Source organism: Frigoribacterium sp. MCBA15_019, from assembly GCF_001864945.1.
Taxonomy (GTDB): Bacteria; Actinomycetota; Actinomycetes; order Actinomycetales; family Microbacteriaceae; genus Frigoribacterium.
Genome location: NZ_MJGS01000001.1, coordinates 631,410 through 645,427, shown reverse-complemented (window position 1 = coordinate 645,427; position 14,018 = coordinate 631,410). Strand labels below are relative to the sequence as shown.

15 protein-coding genes are annotated in these 14,018 nt (G+C 73.5%); 11 read left to right on the top strand and 4 right to left on the bottom strand.

Annotation, left to right across the window (positions count from 1 at the left end; genetic code table 11):
• Positions 1 to 96: 96 nt before the first annotated feature.
• Together BIV04_RS03060 and BIV04_RS03055 are read left to right on the top strand one after the other, a co-directional pair.
• Positions 97 to 834 (top strand): ABC transporter ATP-binding protein, encoded by a 738-nt coding sequence (locus BIV04_RS03060; protein WP_071254003.1) that lies wholly within the window; start codon positions 97 to 99, stop codon positions 832 to 834.
• Complete coding sequence (locus BIV04_RS03055; protein ID WP_071254001.1) at positions 831 to 2,129, top strand: FtsX-like permease family protein; 1,299 nt, start codon at positions 831 to 833, stop codon at positions 2,127 to 2,129. The genes BIV04_RS03060 and BIV04_RS03055 overlap by 4 nt, the downstream gene beginning before the upstream one ends.
• Positions 2,130 to 2,162: 33 nt before the next feature.
• On the opposite strand, the gene BIV04_RS03050 is transcribed toward BIV04_RS03055, so the two are convergent.
• Positions 2,163 to 3,494 (bottom strand): bifunctional o-acetylhomoserine/o-acetylserine sulfhydrylase, encoded by a 1,332-nt coding sequence (locus BIV04_RS03050; RefSeq protein WP_071253999.1) that lies wholly within the window; start codon positions 3,492 to 3,494, stop codon positions 2,163 to 2,165.
• Between the two features lie 184 nt (positions 3,495 to 3,678).
• Between BIV04_RS03050 and BIV04_RS03045 the strand changes: the two genes are divergently transcribed.
• Positions 3,679 to 4,455, top strand: a complete 777-nt coding sequence (locus BIV04_RS03045) for an SDR family oxidoreductase (RefSeq protein ID WP_071253997.1) — start codon at positions 3,679 to 3,681, stop codon at positions 4,453 to 4,455.
• On the opposite strand, the gene BIV04_RS03040 is transcribed toward BIV04_RS03045, so the two are convergent.
• Complete coding sequence (locus tag BIV04_RS03040; protein ID WP_071253994.1) at positions 4,442 to 5,032, bottom strand: hypothetical protein; 591 nt, start codon at positions 5,030 to 5,032, stop codon at positions 4,442 to 4,444. The two genes, BIV04_RS03045 and BIV04_RS03040, sit on opposite strands and share 14 nt — an antisense overlap.
• A 623-nt stretch (positions 5,033 to 5,655) precedes the next feature.
• Here BIV04_RS03040 and BIV04_RS16980 point away from each other — a divergent pair.
• From BIV04_RS16980 to BIV04_RS03005, 7 genes are all read left to right on the top strand, one after another.
• Positions 5,656 to 6,618 (top strand): glycosyltransferase family 2 protein, encoded by a 963-nt coding sequence (locus tag BIV04_RS16980; RefSeq protein ID WP_071253992.1) that lies wholly within the window; start codon positions 5,656 to 5,658, stop codon positions 6,616 to 6,618.
• Between the two features lie 126 nt (positions 6,619 to 6,744).
• On the top strand, positions 6,745 to 7,941 hold the full coding sequence (locus BIV04_RS03030; protein WP_071253990.1) for an FAD-binding domain-containing protein: 1,197 nt from the start codon (positions 6,745 to 6,747) through the stop codon (positions 7,939 to 7,941).
• 80 nt (positions 7,942 to 8,021) lie between these two features.
• Complete coding sequence (locus BIV04_RS03025) at positions 8,022 to 8,786, top strand: YqjF family protein (protein ID WP_255364126.1); 765 nt, start codon at positions 8,022 to 8,024, stop codon at positions 8,784 to 8,786.
• A gap of 34 nt (positions 8,787 to 8,820) precedes the next feature.
• A complete protein-coding gene (locus tag BIV04_RS03020) occupies positions 8,821 to 9,369 on the top strand; it encodes a phosphoribosyltransferase (protein ID WP_071253988.1) in 549 nt (182 codons plus the stop codon).
• The gene (locus BIV04_RS03015; protein ID WP_255364125.1) at positions 9,366 to 10,109 is read left to right on the top strand and encodes a Type 1 glutamine amidotransferase-like domain-containing protein; all 744 of its coding nucleotides are present in this window, start codon (positions 9,366 to 9,368) and stop codon (positions 10,107 to 10,109) included. Before BIV04_RS03020 ends, BIV04_RS03015 begins: the two co-directional genes overlap by 4 nt.
• Before the next feature lie 47 nt (positions 10,110 to 10,156).
• Positions 10,157 to 10,846 carry a uracil-DNA glycosylase gene (locus BIV04_RS03010; protein ID WP_071254725.1) on the top strand — a complete coding sequence of 230 codons (690 nt, stop codon included), beginning with the start codon at positions 10,157 to 10,159 and terminating at the stop codon, positions 10,844 to 10,846.
• A 56-nt stretch (positions 10,847 to 10,902) separates the two neighbouring features.
• Positions 10,903 to 11,496 (top strand): GNAT family N-acetyltransferase, encoded by a 594-nt coding sequence (locus BIV04_RS03005; RefSeq protein ID WP_071253984.1) that lies wholly within the window; start codon positions 10,903 to 10,905, stop codon positions 11,494 to 11,496.
• Positions 11,497 to 11,499: 3 nt separating this feature from the next.
• Here BIV04_RS03005 and BIV04_RS03000 read toward each other — a convergent pair whose 3' ends face one another.
• The gene (locus tag BIV04_RS03000) at positions 11,500 to 12,093 is read right to left on the bottom strand and encodes a TetR/AcrR family transcriptional regulator (protein ID WP_071253982.1); all 594 of its coding nucleotides are present in this window, start codon (positions 12,091 to 12,093) and stop codon (positions 11,500 to 11,502) included.
• Positions 12,094 to 12,098: 5 nt separating this feature from the next.
• The gene (locus BIV04_RS02995) at positions 12,099 to 12,437 is read right to left on the bottom strand and encodes a multidrug efflux SMR transporter (protein WP_043593751.1); all 339 of its coding nucleotides are present in this window, start codon (positions 12,435 to 12,437) and stop codon (positions 12,099 to 12,101) included.
• A gap of 121 nt (positions 12,438 to 12,558) precedes the next feature.
• On the opposite strand from BIV04_RS02995, the gene BIV04_RS02990 reads away from it, so the two are divergent.
• Positions 12,559 to 13,983 carry an amidase gene (locus BIV04_RS02990; RefSeq protein ID WP_071253980.1) on the top strand — a complete coding sequence of 475 codons (1,425 nt, stop codon included), beginning with the start codon at positions 12,559 to 12,561 and terminating at the stop codon, positions 13,981 to 13,983.
• Positions 13,984 to 14,018 lie beyond the last annotated feature (35 nt).

Below are 14,018 nucleotides of genomic sequence, written 5' to 3'. Positions count from 1 at the left end.
CGCACCGCGCCTCCTCGGGGCTGCCGCCTCGATTTTCACAGTCATTGTCATTGGGAATGTGACATACTATGACAATTCATCGAGTCGGAGGAACCCATGCAAGCAGTCGTGTCCGCCCAGGACGTCGTGAAGACCTACCCCGGTCCCCGGGGAGGGGAACGACGCACCGTCCTCGACGGCGTCTCGCTGAACGTCGCGTCGGGTGAGATGGTCGTCGTGGTCGGGCCGAGCGGGTCGGGCAAGTCGACGTTGCTGCAGTGCGCCTCGGGGCTCGACGCGGTCGACGGCGGCTCCGTCGTCGTCGCCGGGACCGACCTGGCGACGCTGCGTCCCGAGGCCGCCGCCCGGTTCCGACGATCGACGATCGGCTTCGTGTTCCAGTCGTACAACCTGGTGGGGGCGCTCACGGCGGCCGAGAACGTCGCGTTGCCGCTGCGCCTCGCGACCGGCAAGGCCGACCGGCGGGCCGTGCGCGAGGCCCTCGGCGCGGTCGGGTTGGCCGACGCGGCCGACCGCCGACCCGGCGAGCTCTCGGGCGGGCAACAGCAACGGGTCGCCGTGGCGCGGTCGCTGGCGACGCGACCGGACGTGGTGTTCGCCGACGAACCGACCGGGGCCCTCGACACCGAGTCGGGTGTCCGCGTCCTCGACCTGCTGCGTGACTATGCCTCGGGCACGACGTCGGTGGTCATGGTGACGCACGACCTCGAGGCCGCCGCCCGGGGTGACCGGGTGCTGGTGCTCAGGGACGGGGTCGTCCACGCCGAACTCGTCGCGCCCGGCCCGGACGACGTCCTGGCCGCGGTCGCGGGGGCCCGAGGGGGCTCGCGGTGATCGCGCGGCTCGTCGTCGCCGACCTCGTCGCCGGCTGGCGCACCTGGCTCGGTGTGTTCGTGGTGCTCTTCCTGTCGGGTGTCGTCGCGCTCGTCTGCGCGGGGGACGTCTCGACGGCCCGGGCCATGGACGATCCCCAGCAAGCTGCCGCCCTGATGAACCACGCGAAGATCTACTCGGCGATGAACGGTCTCGTCGTCGTCGCCGGTGTCGCCCTCCTGGTCGGCTACGCGGTGCGTCTGCAGCGGACCCGGCACGCCCTCTGGCAGTTCGCCGGTCTCACCCCGCGCTCGATCGCCGCGGTGGTCCTCGCGCAGGTCGCGACGGTCTCGGTCCTCGCCTTCCTCGTCGCCTCGATCGCGGTGCTGCCCGTGCTCGACCTCCTGCTGAACGGCCTCTCGCGACCGGTACGGGCCGATCCTGACGCCCCGCTGGTCTCGATCGCCCTCAGTCCCGGCCCCGTCGCCGTGGCCGCCCTCGTCCACGTGGGCGTGGCCGTCGTCAGCGCGGCCGTCGCGGCCCGCCGCGCCGGCCGGACGCCCGCCCTGGTCGCCGTCCGCGCCCCGCTCGACGAGACCGTGCGACCGGGCGTCGGCCGATTCGTGGCCACCGCGCTCGCGGCGGTGCTCGCCGTCGGGACGTACGTCGGCTACCTCCTCGGCGATCGCGGCGTGACGTCGCTGTTCCCGATCGCGTTCATCGCGCTCTTCGCCGCCGTTGCACCCTGGCTGACCGGGCCCGTCATGCGCCTCTGGACGGCTGTCCTGCCGGCGGGCGTCGGCACGACCTGGTTCGTGGCCCGACGCAACGCCCTGCACGCGGTCGCCCGCAGCCAGGCGGCCGTGGCCCTGCTCGCGATCGCCGCGGCGCTCGGCGCCTTCACCGGTGCCATCGGCGTCTGGAGCGACCTCCGCATGTTCGTCCAGGGGCTGGCTCTGTTCGGCGTGCCGGTCGCGGTCGTCCTGTTGACCGCCGGCACGACGATCTTCATGGCGACACCGGAGCGACGTCGCGAGAGTGCCGTGCTGGTGGTCGCGGGCATGACCTGGCGGGCGGTGACCCTGGCCGCGGCGATCGAGGCGGTGGTGGTCACCGTGACGGCGGGACTCCTCGCCATGGCTCTCGCCCTGCCCGCGACGATCGTGCCCCTCCCCGGGCAGCAGGCGCTCGACTCGCTGCGTCCGCTGCCCTGGGTGCTCCTCGTCGGGTTCGTGCTGGTCGTGGTGCTCTCGATCGCCCCGGTGATGGCGGCGCGTCGTCGTCCGGTCGTGCGCGAGCTCGGGGTGGCGGCCTGAGCGACGCGCCGACCCCAGGGGCCGCGGCCCGTCCTAGCTGCTGCGCAGCGCCTCCCGGGTGACGGCGCGCGCCGCCGCGAAGCCGGCGTCGAGGTCGGCCTTCAGGTCGTCGACGTTCTCGAGACCGACCGAGAGGCGGACGAGCCCCGGGGTGACGCCGGTCGTCAACTGCTGCTCGGGGGTGAGCTGCGAGTGGGTCGTCGACGCGGGGTGGATGACGAGGCTCCGCACGTCGCCGATGTTCGCGAGGTGGCTGAACAACTCGAGCCCGTCGACGAGGGCGCGTCCGGCGTCCACCCCGCCCTTCAGCTCGAACGACAGCACGGCGCCGACGCCCTTGGGGGCGTACTTGTTGGCCGCCGCGTACCACGGGCTGGTGGGCAGACCCGCGTAGTACACCGCGGCCACGTCGTCACGCGAGTCGAGCCACTCGGCGATCTCCTGGGCGTTCCGGACGTGCCGCTCGATGCGCAGGCTGAGCGTCTCGATGCCCTGGATCAACGAGAAGGCCGTGTCGGGGCTGTTGGAGGCCCCGAGGTCGCGCAGCAGCTGCACCCGGGCCTTGATCACGTACGCGAGCGCGTCGCCGACGGCCTGCGTGTAGACGGCTCCGTGGTACGACGGGTCGGGCTGCGTCAGGCCGGGGAAGCGCTCCGCGTTCGCCGACCACGGGAACGTGCCGCCGTCGACGATGAAGCCGCCGATGACCGTGCCGTGGCCACCGAGGAATTTCGTCGCCGAGTGCACGACGATGTCGGCGCCGTGCTCGAGGGGCCGGATCAGGTACGGCGTCGCGATCGTGTTGTCGACGATCAGCGGCACGCCCTCGGCGTGCGCGACGTCCGACACCTTCTCGAGGTCGAGGATGTTGATCTTCGGGTTGCCGATGGTCTCGGCGAAGAACAGCTTCGTGTTCGGGCGCACCGCACGACGCCACTCGTCGGCGTCGTCCTGGTTCTCGACGAACGTCGTCTCGATGCCGAGCTTCGCGAGCGTGTACCTGAAGAGGTTGTAGGTGCCGCCGTAGATCGACGACGACGACACGATGTGGTCGCCGGCCTCGGCGATGTTCAGCACGGCGAAGGTCGACGCGGCCTGCCCCGACGCCACCAGCAGCGCACCCGTGCCGCCCTCGAGCGCGGCGATGCGCTTCTCCACGACGTCGTGGGTGGGGTTCATGATGCGTGAGTAGATGTTGCCGTTCTCGGCCAGGGCGAAGAGGTCCTGCGCGTGCTGCGCGTCCCGGAAGACGTACGACGTCGTCTTGTAGATCGGCGTCGCTCGGGCGTGGGTCGTCGGGTCGGGCTGGGCTCCGGCGTGGATCTGCTGCGTCTCGAACTTCCAGGCGGGCTGGGCGTCGGTCATGGTCTGCTCCTGCGGTCGGGTTGCGTGGGCCGGGGTGGTCGGCGGGGTCTGCGGTGACAGCCACGGTACGGACCGTGCCCCCGACCGTCCACGATGCCGGACACGCGACGTAACGGGGCCGCTAGCGTGGGCCGGGTGCGTCCGCAGCGGGCGACGACGACGAACGAGGCAACAGGAGGCACACGTGACGAAGCGGGTCGTGGTGACGGGAGCCAGCTCGGGCATCGGAGCGGCGACGGTGCGGCTGTTCCGCTCGCGCGGCTGGGAGGTCCTGGCGGTCGCCCGACGCGAGGAGCGCCTCCGCGCGCTCGCCGACGAGACGGGGGCGAGCTGGTTCCGGGCCGACCTCACCCGCGACGACGACGTGGCCGCCCTGCGCACCCGAGTCGAGGCGACCGGCCCGCTGCACGCGTTGGTGAACAACGCCGGCGGCGCTTTCGGCCTCGACAGCGTCGAGAACGGCTCGATCGACGACTGGCAGCGCATGTTCGACGTCAACGTGCTCGGCACCAAGCGTGCGGTCACCGCCTTGCTGCCCTCGTTGCGTCACGGAGCCGAGGAGGCGCGGGGCGCCGACATCGTCACGGTCACCTCGATCGCCGGTCACGTCGCGTACGAGAACGGCGGCGGCTACAACGCCTCGAAGTTCGCCGAGCACGCCCTCGTGGCCGTGCTGAGGCTCGAACTGGCGGGGGAGCCGATCCGGGTGATCGAGATCGCGCCGGGCATGGTGCACACCGAGGAGTTCTCGCTCGTGCGCTTCGGCGGCGACCGGGATCGTGCCGACGCCGTCTACCGCGACGTCGAGGCGCCGCTGACGGCCGACGACGTGGCCGAGGCGATCGTCCACTCGGTCGAGCTGCCGGCCCACGTCAACCTCGACCTGGTGACGATCAAGCCTGTGGCGCAGGCGGCGACCTACAAGGTCGCCAAGGGTGAGCTGAGGGTCAAGAAGGACTGACCGGCCCGGCGGGGCCCGCGGCCCGGGCCTCGCGCAGCGCCGCGAGGTCGCCCTCGACGAGGTCGCGCAGCCGCTCGTGGCGTCCGTCGTCGTAGTCGTCGTCCGGGCGCGCGGCCCAGCCGAGCCGATCCACGACCGTCTGGCCGACGTCGTCCCAGGCACGCGATCGGGCGTCCGCCACGATCTCGGCCACGAAATCGTCGTCGTCCCGGCGCGCGGCCAGCGCCCGGGCCACGCCCTTCGACGCCGCCTCGCGCAGCTTGAGCGCGTCGACGTCCTCGGGGCGGTAGTCGAACTGGTGTCGGGACTGCCCGTACGACCGGCCGGTCATCCGGCGCAGCTGGCGCACCCGGACGGCCGCCGCGGCCTGCTCGGCGGTCAGGCGGTCGATCTCGTCGCGGGTGACCCGGGTGGCGACGGCTTCGTCGAACGGCAGGTGCTCCTGCAGAGCACGGCGGATGATCTGGTTGGTCACCGCGACGACCAGGGCGGAGCGGACGATCAGCAGGCCCTCGTCGACGGCACGCTCGAGCGCCGTGCGTTCGGCGCGGCGGCGCGTTCCGGGGCCGTGGGGCACGGGTCGACGTCCTCTCGTGGTGTGACGGGTGAGGCCCCGACCCTACCGGCGTGCAGGGGGCTGCCGACCGGGTGGGTGGCCCGGGCGACGGGCGGACGGACGACGCGTCGCAGGGGTCACGAGCGGGTGGTTCCGACGCGGGGCGACCCGGCGGACGACCGGGCGGACGCCGCCGACGGTGCCCGCGCCTCCTACCGTCCCGGGCCCCCGGGGCCGCCGAACCGCACAGGACTGCGGGCCTCACCCGGGGGGAGCCGGCGTGGGCCGGGCCCCACCCGGACGTCACCCGGACGAGGCCCCCTCGAACGGGGGACCCCCTCGTTCCTCGTGTTCCCAGGAGGCGCCCCGTAGCGTTGTCGAGGTCAGGACGCCCCGAACCCGAATCCGGGGCGAGCCTCTGCCGTGGTCGCCCGAATCGATCACCGGCCGACGACGTCGAACCACCCACTCGACGACGTCACCCGAACGCACCCTCCGACGAGGGTCGCCACCCGAACGCGCCGCTCGACGGCGTGACCGGCGACCGTCGACGACCCCAGAGGAACCCCCGTGACCCTCAGCGCCCGAACGCCCCTGCCCGCCGTCCGCCCGGCCACCCGCCGCTCCCCCCGGGGAGGTGTCGCGTGAACCGCCCCGCCCCCCGCGTCAGCGTCGTCGTCTGCGCCGACGAATCGACCCCGTTCGACGGTCTGACGGCCGCACTCGACTCCGTCCTGCGGGACGGGGACGTGCACGACGTCCTCGTCGTCGTCGACCGTGCGCCGCGACTGCGCGACCACCTGCGCCACCGCTACGACGACCTCGTCGTGGTCGACAACACCCGCACACCGGGGCTCGCCGGCAGTCGCGACACCGGCATCGAGTCGGCGCGCGGCGACGTCGTCGCGTTCCTCGACGCGGACTGCGTCGCCCACGCCGGCTGGGCCCGGGCGCTCTCCGCGCCGTTCGACCAGGTCGACGTGATCGCCGTCGTCGGCCGGACCGAGGCGACCTGGCCCGGTGCGGCCGAGTCCGCCCTGCCCGACGACCTGCTCTGGGCCGTCGACTGCACGCCCCGCTCGCGTCCCGACGGCCTCGTGGGGCTCGACGACGTGGCGGGGGCGACCGTGGGGTTCCGCCGCTGGGACCTGCTGCAGGTCGGCGGCCTGGCCAGCGGGGTCGACGCCCGTGACGCCGTGCCCCGTGGCGCCGAGTTCGTCGAGCTGTGCCTGCGCCTGGCGGCCGACGAGCCGGAGGCGCGAATCGTCTCGACCTCGTCGGCCCGTGTCTCGCGCACCGTCGTCCCACACGAGACGCGTCGGCGGTCCGTGGCCGCCTCGGCCTTCGACCGCGGCGTCGCACAGACGGCCCTGCGTCGGTCGTCCGGTCGGGACGTCGACACCGAGACCGAGCGCGGCATCACGCCGGGCCGGACGGCCGCGGCCGCCCTTCGTCTGCTCGGCGCCCGTCGCCGAGGTGCCGCGATGCTCGCCGTGGCATCGATCGCGCTCGTCGCCGGGCGACTGGTCGGCCGGCTGCGGGGGGCGCGCATCGGCGTGCCGCTCGAGGACCTCGAGCCGCTGCGTTCGGCGACCGTCCGTCACTGACCGGCCCGGCGCCTCCCTCCGGCCCGCCGCCGCCCTCCCGGCGCGTCGTCGGTTCCGGCGTCCACCGCACGCCTCCCGGGGGGACGACGCCGGTCCCCACGGCCCCCAGGGTCGCAAGATGGAGGCGTGCTCATCCCGACCAGAGTCGCCGGCCTCGAGGCCCTCGACGAGTTCCTGCCCCGCGCCGGTTCCGCCTACGCCCGTGACCGCAATCATGACCTGGGGGTCTCGCGGCGCACCGTCTCGGGGCTGTCGCCGTACCTGCGCCACCGCCTCGTGACGGAACGCGAGGTCGTCGGCGCGGTCCTCGAGCGGCACACGCTCGGTGCCGCCGAGAAGTTCGTGCAGGAGGTGTTCTGGCGCACCTACTGGAAGGGCTGGCTCGAGCAGAACCCCGAGGTGTGGCGGCGGTACCGCCGGGACGTCGACCGCGCCGTCGACGCAGGCGTCCCCGCGGGGTACGAGGAGGCGGTCGCCGGCCGCACCGGGATCGACGCGATGGACGCCTGGGTGCGTGAGCTCGTCGAGACCGGGTACCTCCACAACCACACGCGCATGTGGTTCGCCAGCATCTGGATCTTCACGCTCGGCCTGCCGTGGCAGCTGGGCGCCGACTTCTTCTACCGGCACCTGCTGGACGGGGACGCGGCTTCGAACACCCTGTCGTGGCGGTGGGTCGCCGGCCTGCAGACCGCCGGCAAGACCTACCTGGCAACGGCCTCGAACATCTCGCGCTTCACCGACGGCCGGTTCTCGCCCGTCGGCCTCGCCACCACGGCCCGGGCTCTCGACGAGGAGCCGTTGGCCCCGCGGACGCCCGTCGAACCGGCCGACGTCGTCGGTTCCCCGGGCACCCGGGTCGGACTCCTGCTCCACGAGGAGGACCTCGAGCCCGAGAGCCTGCTCGCCGAACGCCCCGGTCTCGTGGCACGGTTGTCGGCGACCGCCGTCGTCGCCGACCCCGGGTCACGGTCCCCCCGAGGGGCCTCGGCCGCCGTCGTGGCCTTCACGAGGGGCGCCGTGGACGACGCGGCGACGCGCACGCCGGACGCCGGCGGTCGGTCCGCCCGGACGCTGTCCGACGCGCTGCCCGCCACCGTCGTCGAGTGGGCACGGTCCGAGGGCCTCGACACGGTGCTGACGCCGTACGCGCCGGTCGGCCCGGTCCAGGAACGCCTCGAGACCGTCCGCGCCGCCCTGTCGGTCGAGGGGATCGACCTCGTCACCGTCCGACGGCGCTGGGACGGCGAGGCCTGGCCGTCCGCCTCGAGGGGCTTCTTCCCGTTCCGGGGACGCATCCCGGAACTCGTCCGACACCTGTGACGAGCCCCGACCGAGGGTCCGGCGGCGACACCCGTGCCCAGCTGTGGGGCGTTCAGGGGGCCGTCCGTACCGTGGCCCCTATGGACCAGACCATGCCGGGGGCCGAGCCCGCGCCGGTGACCCGCACCGCGCCTCCTCTGCTCCGCCCGCCGTTCATCCGACAGCACTGGGGCGGCCTGGCCTTCGCGCACTGGCGGGTCGAGCCCGACCGCGTCGCACCGCTGCTGCCGCCCGGCACGCGGCCCGACGTGTTCGACGGATCGACCTGGGTCGGGCTGATCCCGTTCAAGCTGACCGGCAGCGCCTTCGGGCCGCTGCCCGCCGTGCCCTGGGCCGGGGACTTCCTCGAGACGAACGTGCGGCTGTACTCGGTCGACGCCCTGGGCCGTCGCGGCGTGGTGTTCCGCACCCTCGAGGCCCAGCGCCTCGTGTCGGTGCTCGCCGCGAACGTCGGGCTCGGTCTGCCGTACCGATGGGCGTCGATGCAGGAGTCCCGGGCCGACGGGGTCGTGACGTACCGCAGCACCAGGCTCGGGCCGGGGGCGAATCCGTCGTCACGCCTGTCCGTCCGGCCCACCGACGAGGTGGTCGAGGGCGATCCGCTCGCCGAGTTCCTCACTGCCCGCTGGGGCATGCACGTCGCCCGGGGCGGACGCACGCGGTACTGGCCGAACCGGCACGACACTTGGTCGCTGCGCCGGGCCGAGCTGGTCGACCTCGACGACGAGCTGGTGGCCGACGGCGGCCTGCCGGGCGTCACCGACCGTGAGCCCGACTCGCTGCTCTGGTCCGACGGCGTCGACACCGTCTTCGCGCCTCCCGGGGGTGCCTGGGTCCCCGCGTGACGCGTGGGGGCCTGCGCGCGTTACGGTTGTCGGCATGGTCACCCCACCCGACGACAGCCAGGCCGCCCCCGCACGACCCGAGGTCGAGGCTCCCGAGAGAGAGGTGCTGGGCTGGCTCGAGTTCGGTGAGGCCGCTCGCCACCTGGCCTCGGACGTCGTCCAGGCGGGGTTCACGCCCGACGTGATCGTCGCCGTCGCCCGCGGGGGGCTCGTGCTCGCCGGGGCCGTGGCCTACGCGCTCGACACCAAGATGTGCGGGTCGATCAACGTCGAGTTCTACACCGGCGTCGACGAGCGACTGCCCGAGCCCGTCCTGCTGCCGCCGACCCTCGACGCCCCGTCGCTCGAGGGCAAGAAGGTGCTCGTCGTCGACGACGTGTCCGACTCGGGGCGCACCCTCGTGCTCGTGCGCGACCTGCTCGCCGAGGTCGCCGCCGAGGTGCGCACGGTCTGCCTGTACAGCAAGCCCCGCACCGTGCTCGAGCCGGACTTCGTCTGGAAGCGGACCGACCAGTGGATCACCTTCCCGTGGAGCGCGCTGCCGCCCGTGACGCGCGAGGTCGGAGCGGGGGCCGGCGCGTGAGCATCCACCTCGTGGGCGGCGGCTGGTCGCCCGACGACACCGAGCTGTACGACCTCTTCGTGGCCGAGGCCGCCGTCCGAGGCGCCGCCGTCGGTCGGAGCGTGCCGCGCATCGCCGTTCTCATCGTCGTCGCCGACGACTCGCCGTCCGCCGAGTTCCGCGACGGTTACCCGGCCATGCTCGCCGCGGCAGGCCGCTGCGAGGCCCTCACCACGATCGTCGCCGCGGGTGACGAGTTCGACACCCGAGTGCTCAGCGACGTCGACGGCTTGCTCGTCGCGGGCGGGCTCACCCCCGCCTACCTCGAGGCCGTCGCGCCGCTGATCGACCAGGTGCGCCTGCTCGTCGCCGACGGACTGCCCTACCTCGGCTTCTCGGCCGGTGCCATGATCGCCGCCGACCGCGCCCTGCTCGGCGGCTGGCTGATCGGCGACGTCCCGGTCTGCCCCGAGGACGCCGCCGAAGACCTGGACGAGGTCACCCTCGCCGACGGACTCGGCCTCGTCGACCTCGCCATCGACGTGCACGCCGCTCAGTGGGGCACCCTGACCCGACTCATCGCCGCCACCGAGGCCGGACTCGTCCGCGGCGGCGTCGCCATCGACGAGAACACCGCCCTGGTCGTCGGCGAGGGCGCCCTCGCGGTGCTCGGCACCGGCAGCGTCTGGCGGGTCGAACCGCAGCTCGACGACGACGGCGAGATCGTCGGCGTCTCGGTCGGCACGCTCGGGGTCGAGTGACCGACGCGACCGGGTCCGGGCCGGGCCGCGACGACGCCCCCGTCGAGATGCACGACCACCGTCGACCGCTCTCGGAGCAGATCGACCCGTCGTGGGCGACCGCGCTCGAGCCCGTGGCCGACCGCATCGCCGACATGGGCGAGTACCTGCGGGCCGAGGTGCGCGCGGGGCGAGGCTACCTGCCGGCCGGCGAGGACGTGCTGCGTGCCTTCCGTCAGCCGCTCGACGAGGTGCGCGTCCTGATCGTCGGTCAGGACCCCTACCCGACGCCCGGCCACCCGATCGGGTTGTCGTTCGCCGTCGACCCGCACGTCCGCCCGGTCCCGCGCAGCCTGGCGAACATCTACCGCGAGCTGCACGACGACCTCGGCGTGCCCGTCGTCGAGCACGGCGACCTGACCTCGTGGTCGCGCCACGGCGTGCTGCTGCTCAACCGGGTGCTCACGGTGCGTCCGGGCGAGACGGCGTCGCACCGTGGCAAGGGCTGGGAACCGGTCACCCAACGAGCCATCGAGGTGCTGGCCGCACGGGGCGGGCCGCTCGTGGCCATCCTGTGGGGCCGCGACGCGTCGGCGCTTAAGCCGATGCTCGGTGACGTCCCCTCGATCGAGTCGCCCCACCCGAGCCCCCTGTCGGCGTCGCGCGGGTTCTTCGGCTCGCGACCGTTCAGCCGGGCGAACGAGCTGCTCGTCGCCCAGGGCGGCGAACCCGTCGACTGGACGCTGCCGCCCGCCTGACCCCGTCCCGGTCGGCGACCGCACCGGGCCGGCGCCCGGCGTGGCAGAGTGGGCCCGTGCTCGAAGAGGAATACCAGCCCCGACGGCGCCTTCCCCGAGCCCTTCGGCCCCCGGCCCCGGTCGAGCCCGGGTTCTCGTTCGCGATCCGCCCCGCGACGCCCGCCGACCTGCCCTACGTGCGAGAGATCTACAACCACTACGTGGCGAACTCGTCGGTCACCTTCGACGAGGACGCCATGACCCTCGCCGAGTGGCGACGCAAGTACGCCTTCGTCACGAAGCTCGGCATGCCCTTCCTCGTCGCGGTGAACCCGTCCGGCGAGGCCCTCGGCTACGCGGTCGCGACCCCGTGGGGTGGCAAGGCGGCCTACCGCTACACCGTCGAGAGCTCGATCTACCTGCGGGCCGCGTCGACGGGCAAGGGCCTCGGCCGCGCCCTGCTCGAGGCGCTCGTCGAGGCCTGTCGGGATGCGGGCATCCGCGAGATGATCGCCGTCATCGCGGACAAGAACGCCGAGGCGTCGATCGGCCTGCACGAGCGGCTCGGCTTCACCGAGGTCGGTCGCATGGGCCGGGTCGGCTTCAAGTTCGGCCGCTGGCTCGGCACGATCACGATGCAGAAGTCGCTCAAGAAGCGCCGCCGCGGCTGAGCCTCAGGGCACCGGCCCGACGATCTCGCGCAGCACGCGTTCGGTCGCGTCCACGGTGGACGGCTCGCCGCGCCAGAGCATGCGGACGATCAGCCCGTCGACCGCGAGGGCCACGACGTCGACCCGCTCGGTCGGCACGCCCGCCCGCCGCAGCACGTGCTCGAGCGACGAGTACCAGAGGTCGGCGTCGTCGCGCAGCGACTCGTCCCGCATGGCGGTGAAGAGCAGCTCGTACTGCGCCCGGGCGGAACCGCGCTCGGTGATCGCGTACCGGACGAGTGTCTCGGCCAGGTCACCCAAGGAGGCGCGCTCGAGTCGGTCGAACGACCGCACCCAGTCGGTGGTCGCGTGGCGCAGCGCCGCGCGCAGCAGGTCGTCGCGTCCGGCGAAGTAGTACGTGGCCGCCGAGACCGGGACGCCGGCCGCGCGGGCGACCGCCCGGTGCGTCACGGCGGAGGGGCCGCCCGTCTCGAGGACGGCCAGGACGCCGTCGAGCAGCGCGCGCCTCCTGGTCTCGCCCTTGGGGGTGAGGGCCTGGCCGCCGGGGCCCAAAGCCGAGCCGGGGGTCCGGCCGTCGTCCGACGTCGCGTCGGTCACCGGGGTCAGGCCGCGGCCTCGTGGCGGCCGCCGAGCTCGAGCATGGTGACGCCGCCGATGACGAGGACGATGCCGCCGAGTTGGACGAGGGTCAGAGGCTCTTTGAAGAAGATCCAGCTAATGAGGGCGACGAGCACGACGCCGACGCCGGCCCAGATCGCGTAGGCGATGCCGAGCGGAACGCCCTTGGTCAGCGACTGCGAGAGCATCGCGAAGGCGAAGACGTAGCCGACCACCACTGCGGCGTACTGCCACCACTTGGCGTCGGGGCCGCTGGTGACCTTGAGGAAGCTCGTGGCGAAGACCTCGCCGACGATGGCGAGCGCGAGGAAGAGGTAACCCATGACGGTGTCCTGTCGAGACGTGCGACGGTCCCGGCGGCGACCTGCGACCGGGGGAGCACGAATGGGACAAATGTACCAGAAAGGGCCGCCCGTGGCAGGGGCCGCGGCCTAGGCTCGACGGGTGTTCGAACTCCATCACCTGAGCGCCCACGAGCAGTGGGACTGGCTGCGCCGCGGCGAGGTCTCGCCCCGAGAGCTGACCACCCACTACCTCGAGCGCATCGCCCGTCTCGACGGCGACATCGGCGCGTTCGTCACGGTCACCGAGGACGCCGCCCGCGCGCGGGCCGACGCCCTGGCCGCCGCCGGCCCCTCGGTCGCACCGCTGTGGGGGCTGCCGCTGGCCGACAAGGACCTCAGCGACCGTGCGGGCGTGCCGACCTGGTCGGGATCACGGCTGAGCCGGGGACGGGTGCCCGAGAAGTCGTCCGAGATCACCGAGGTGCTCGACGAGGCCGGCGCGATCAGCGTGGGCAAGACGGCCACGCCCGAGTACGGACTGACCGCGTACACCGAGACGCTCGTCGGTCCGCCCACGCGCAACCCGTGGTCGCCGGGGACGGGCGCCGGCGGGTCGAGTGGCGGGGCCGCGGCCGCCGTCGCCGCCGGGCTCCTGCCGTTCGCGCCCGGGTCGGACGGCGGCGGCAGCATCCGCATCCCGGCGGCCGCCACGGGTCTCGTCGGCCTCAAACCCTCGCGGGGCCGGGTGCCGGCCCAGTCGGGCCTGACCAGCCTCGCGGGCCTGCCGGTCGGCGGGGCGCTGGCCCGGTCGGTGGCCGACGCCGCCCTGCTGCTCGACGCGATGGTGTCGCCGGACGGACGCGACCCGCGCCACCACCAGGCGCTCTGGGCCCCGCCGTCACCCGACGGGGCCTACCTCGGCACGGCCGTGCGGGGCGAGGGACGCTTCCAGGTCGCGGTCATGACGACCAGCCCCTGGGACGACGCGTTCGATGTCCGGGTCGACCCGCGCCTCCTGGGCGTCCTCGGCGAGACCGCCGACCTGCTCGCGACGATGGGGCACGGGGTCGACGAGACCAGCCTGCCGCCGTCGGACTACCCGGCGCTCTTCCGCACGATCTGGCAGGCGGGCGCGGCGGGCATCCCGGCCGAGAGCGAGGCCGAGCTGGCACTGCTCGAGCCGATCACCCGGTGGCTGGTCGAACAGGGTCGACGCGTGACGGCACGCGAGCTGTCGGCGGCGCTCGTCGGGCTCGCGGCGTTCGAGCGCGACGTGATCGAGCGGTTCTCGGCCTTCGACGCCGTCCTGACGCCGACGCTCGCGATGCTGCCGCGCCCGATCGGCTGGTACGACGCCGAGGACGCCGAACGCAACTTCGAGCAGCAGTGCCTGTACTCGCCGTTCACGTCGTTCGTCAACGTGGCCGGGCTACCCGCCGTCAGCCTCCCGGTGGGTGAGGTCGACGGCGTGCCCGCGGGCGTGCAACTGATCGGGCGACCGGGACGCGAGGACGTCCTGCTCGCGATCGGCGCCCAGCTCGAGCGGCGACTGCGGTGGCAGCGTCGTCACCCGCCGATGTGGTGAGCCGGGCTGCGACCCGCTGACGAGCCGGCCTGCCA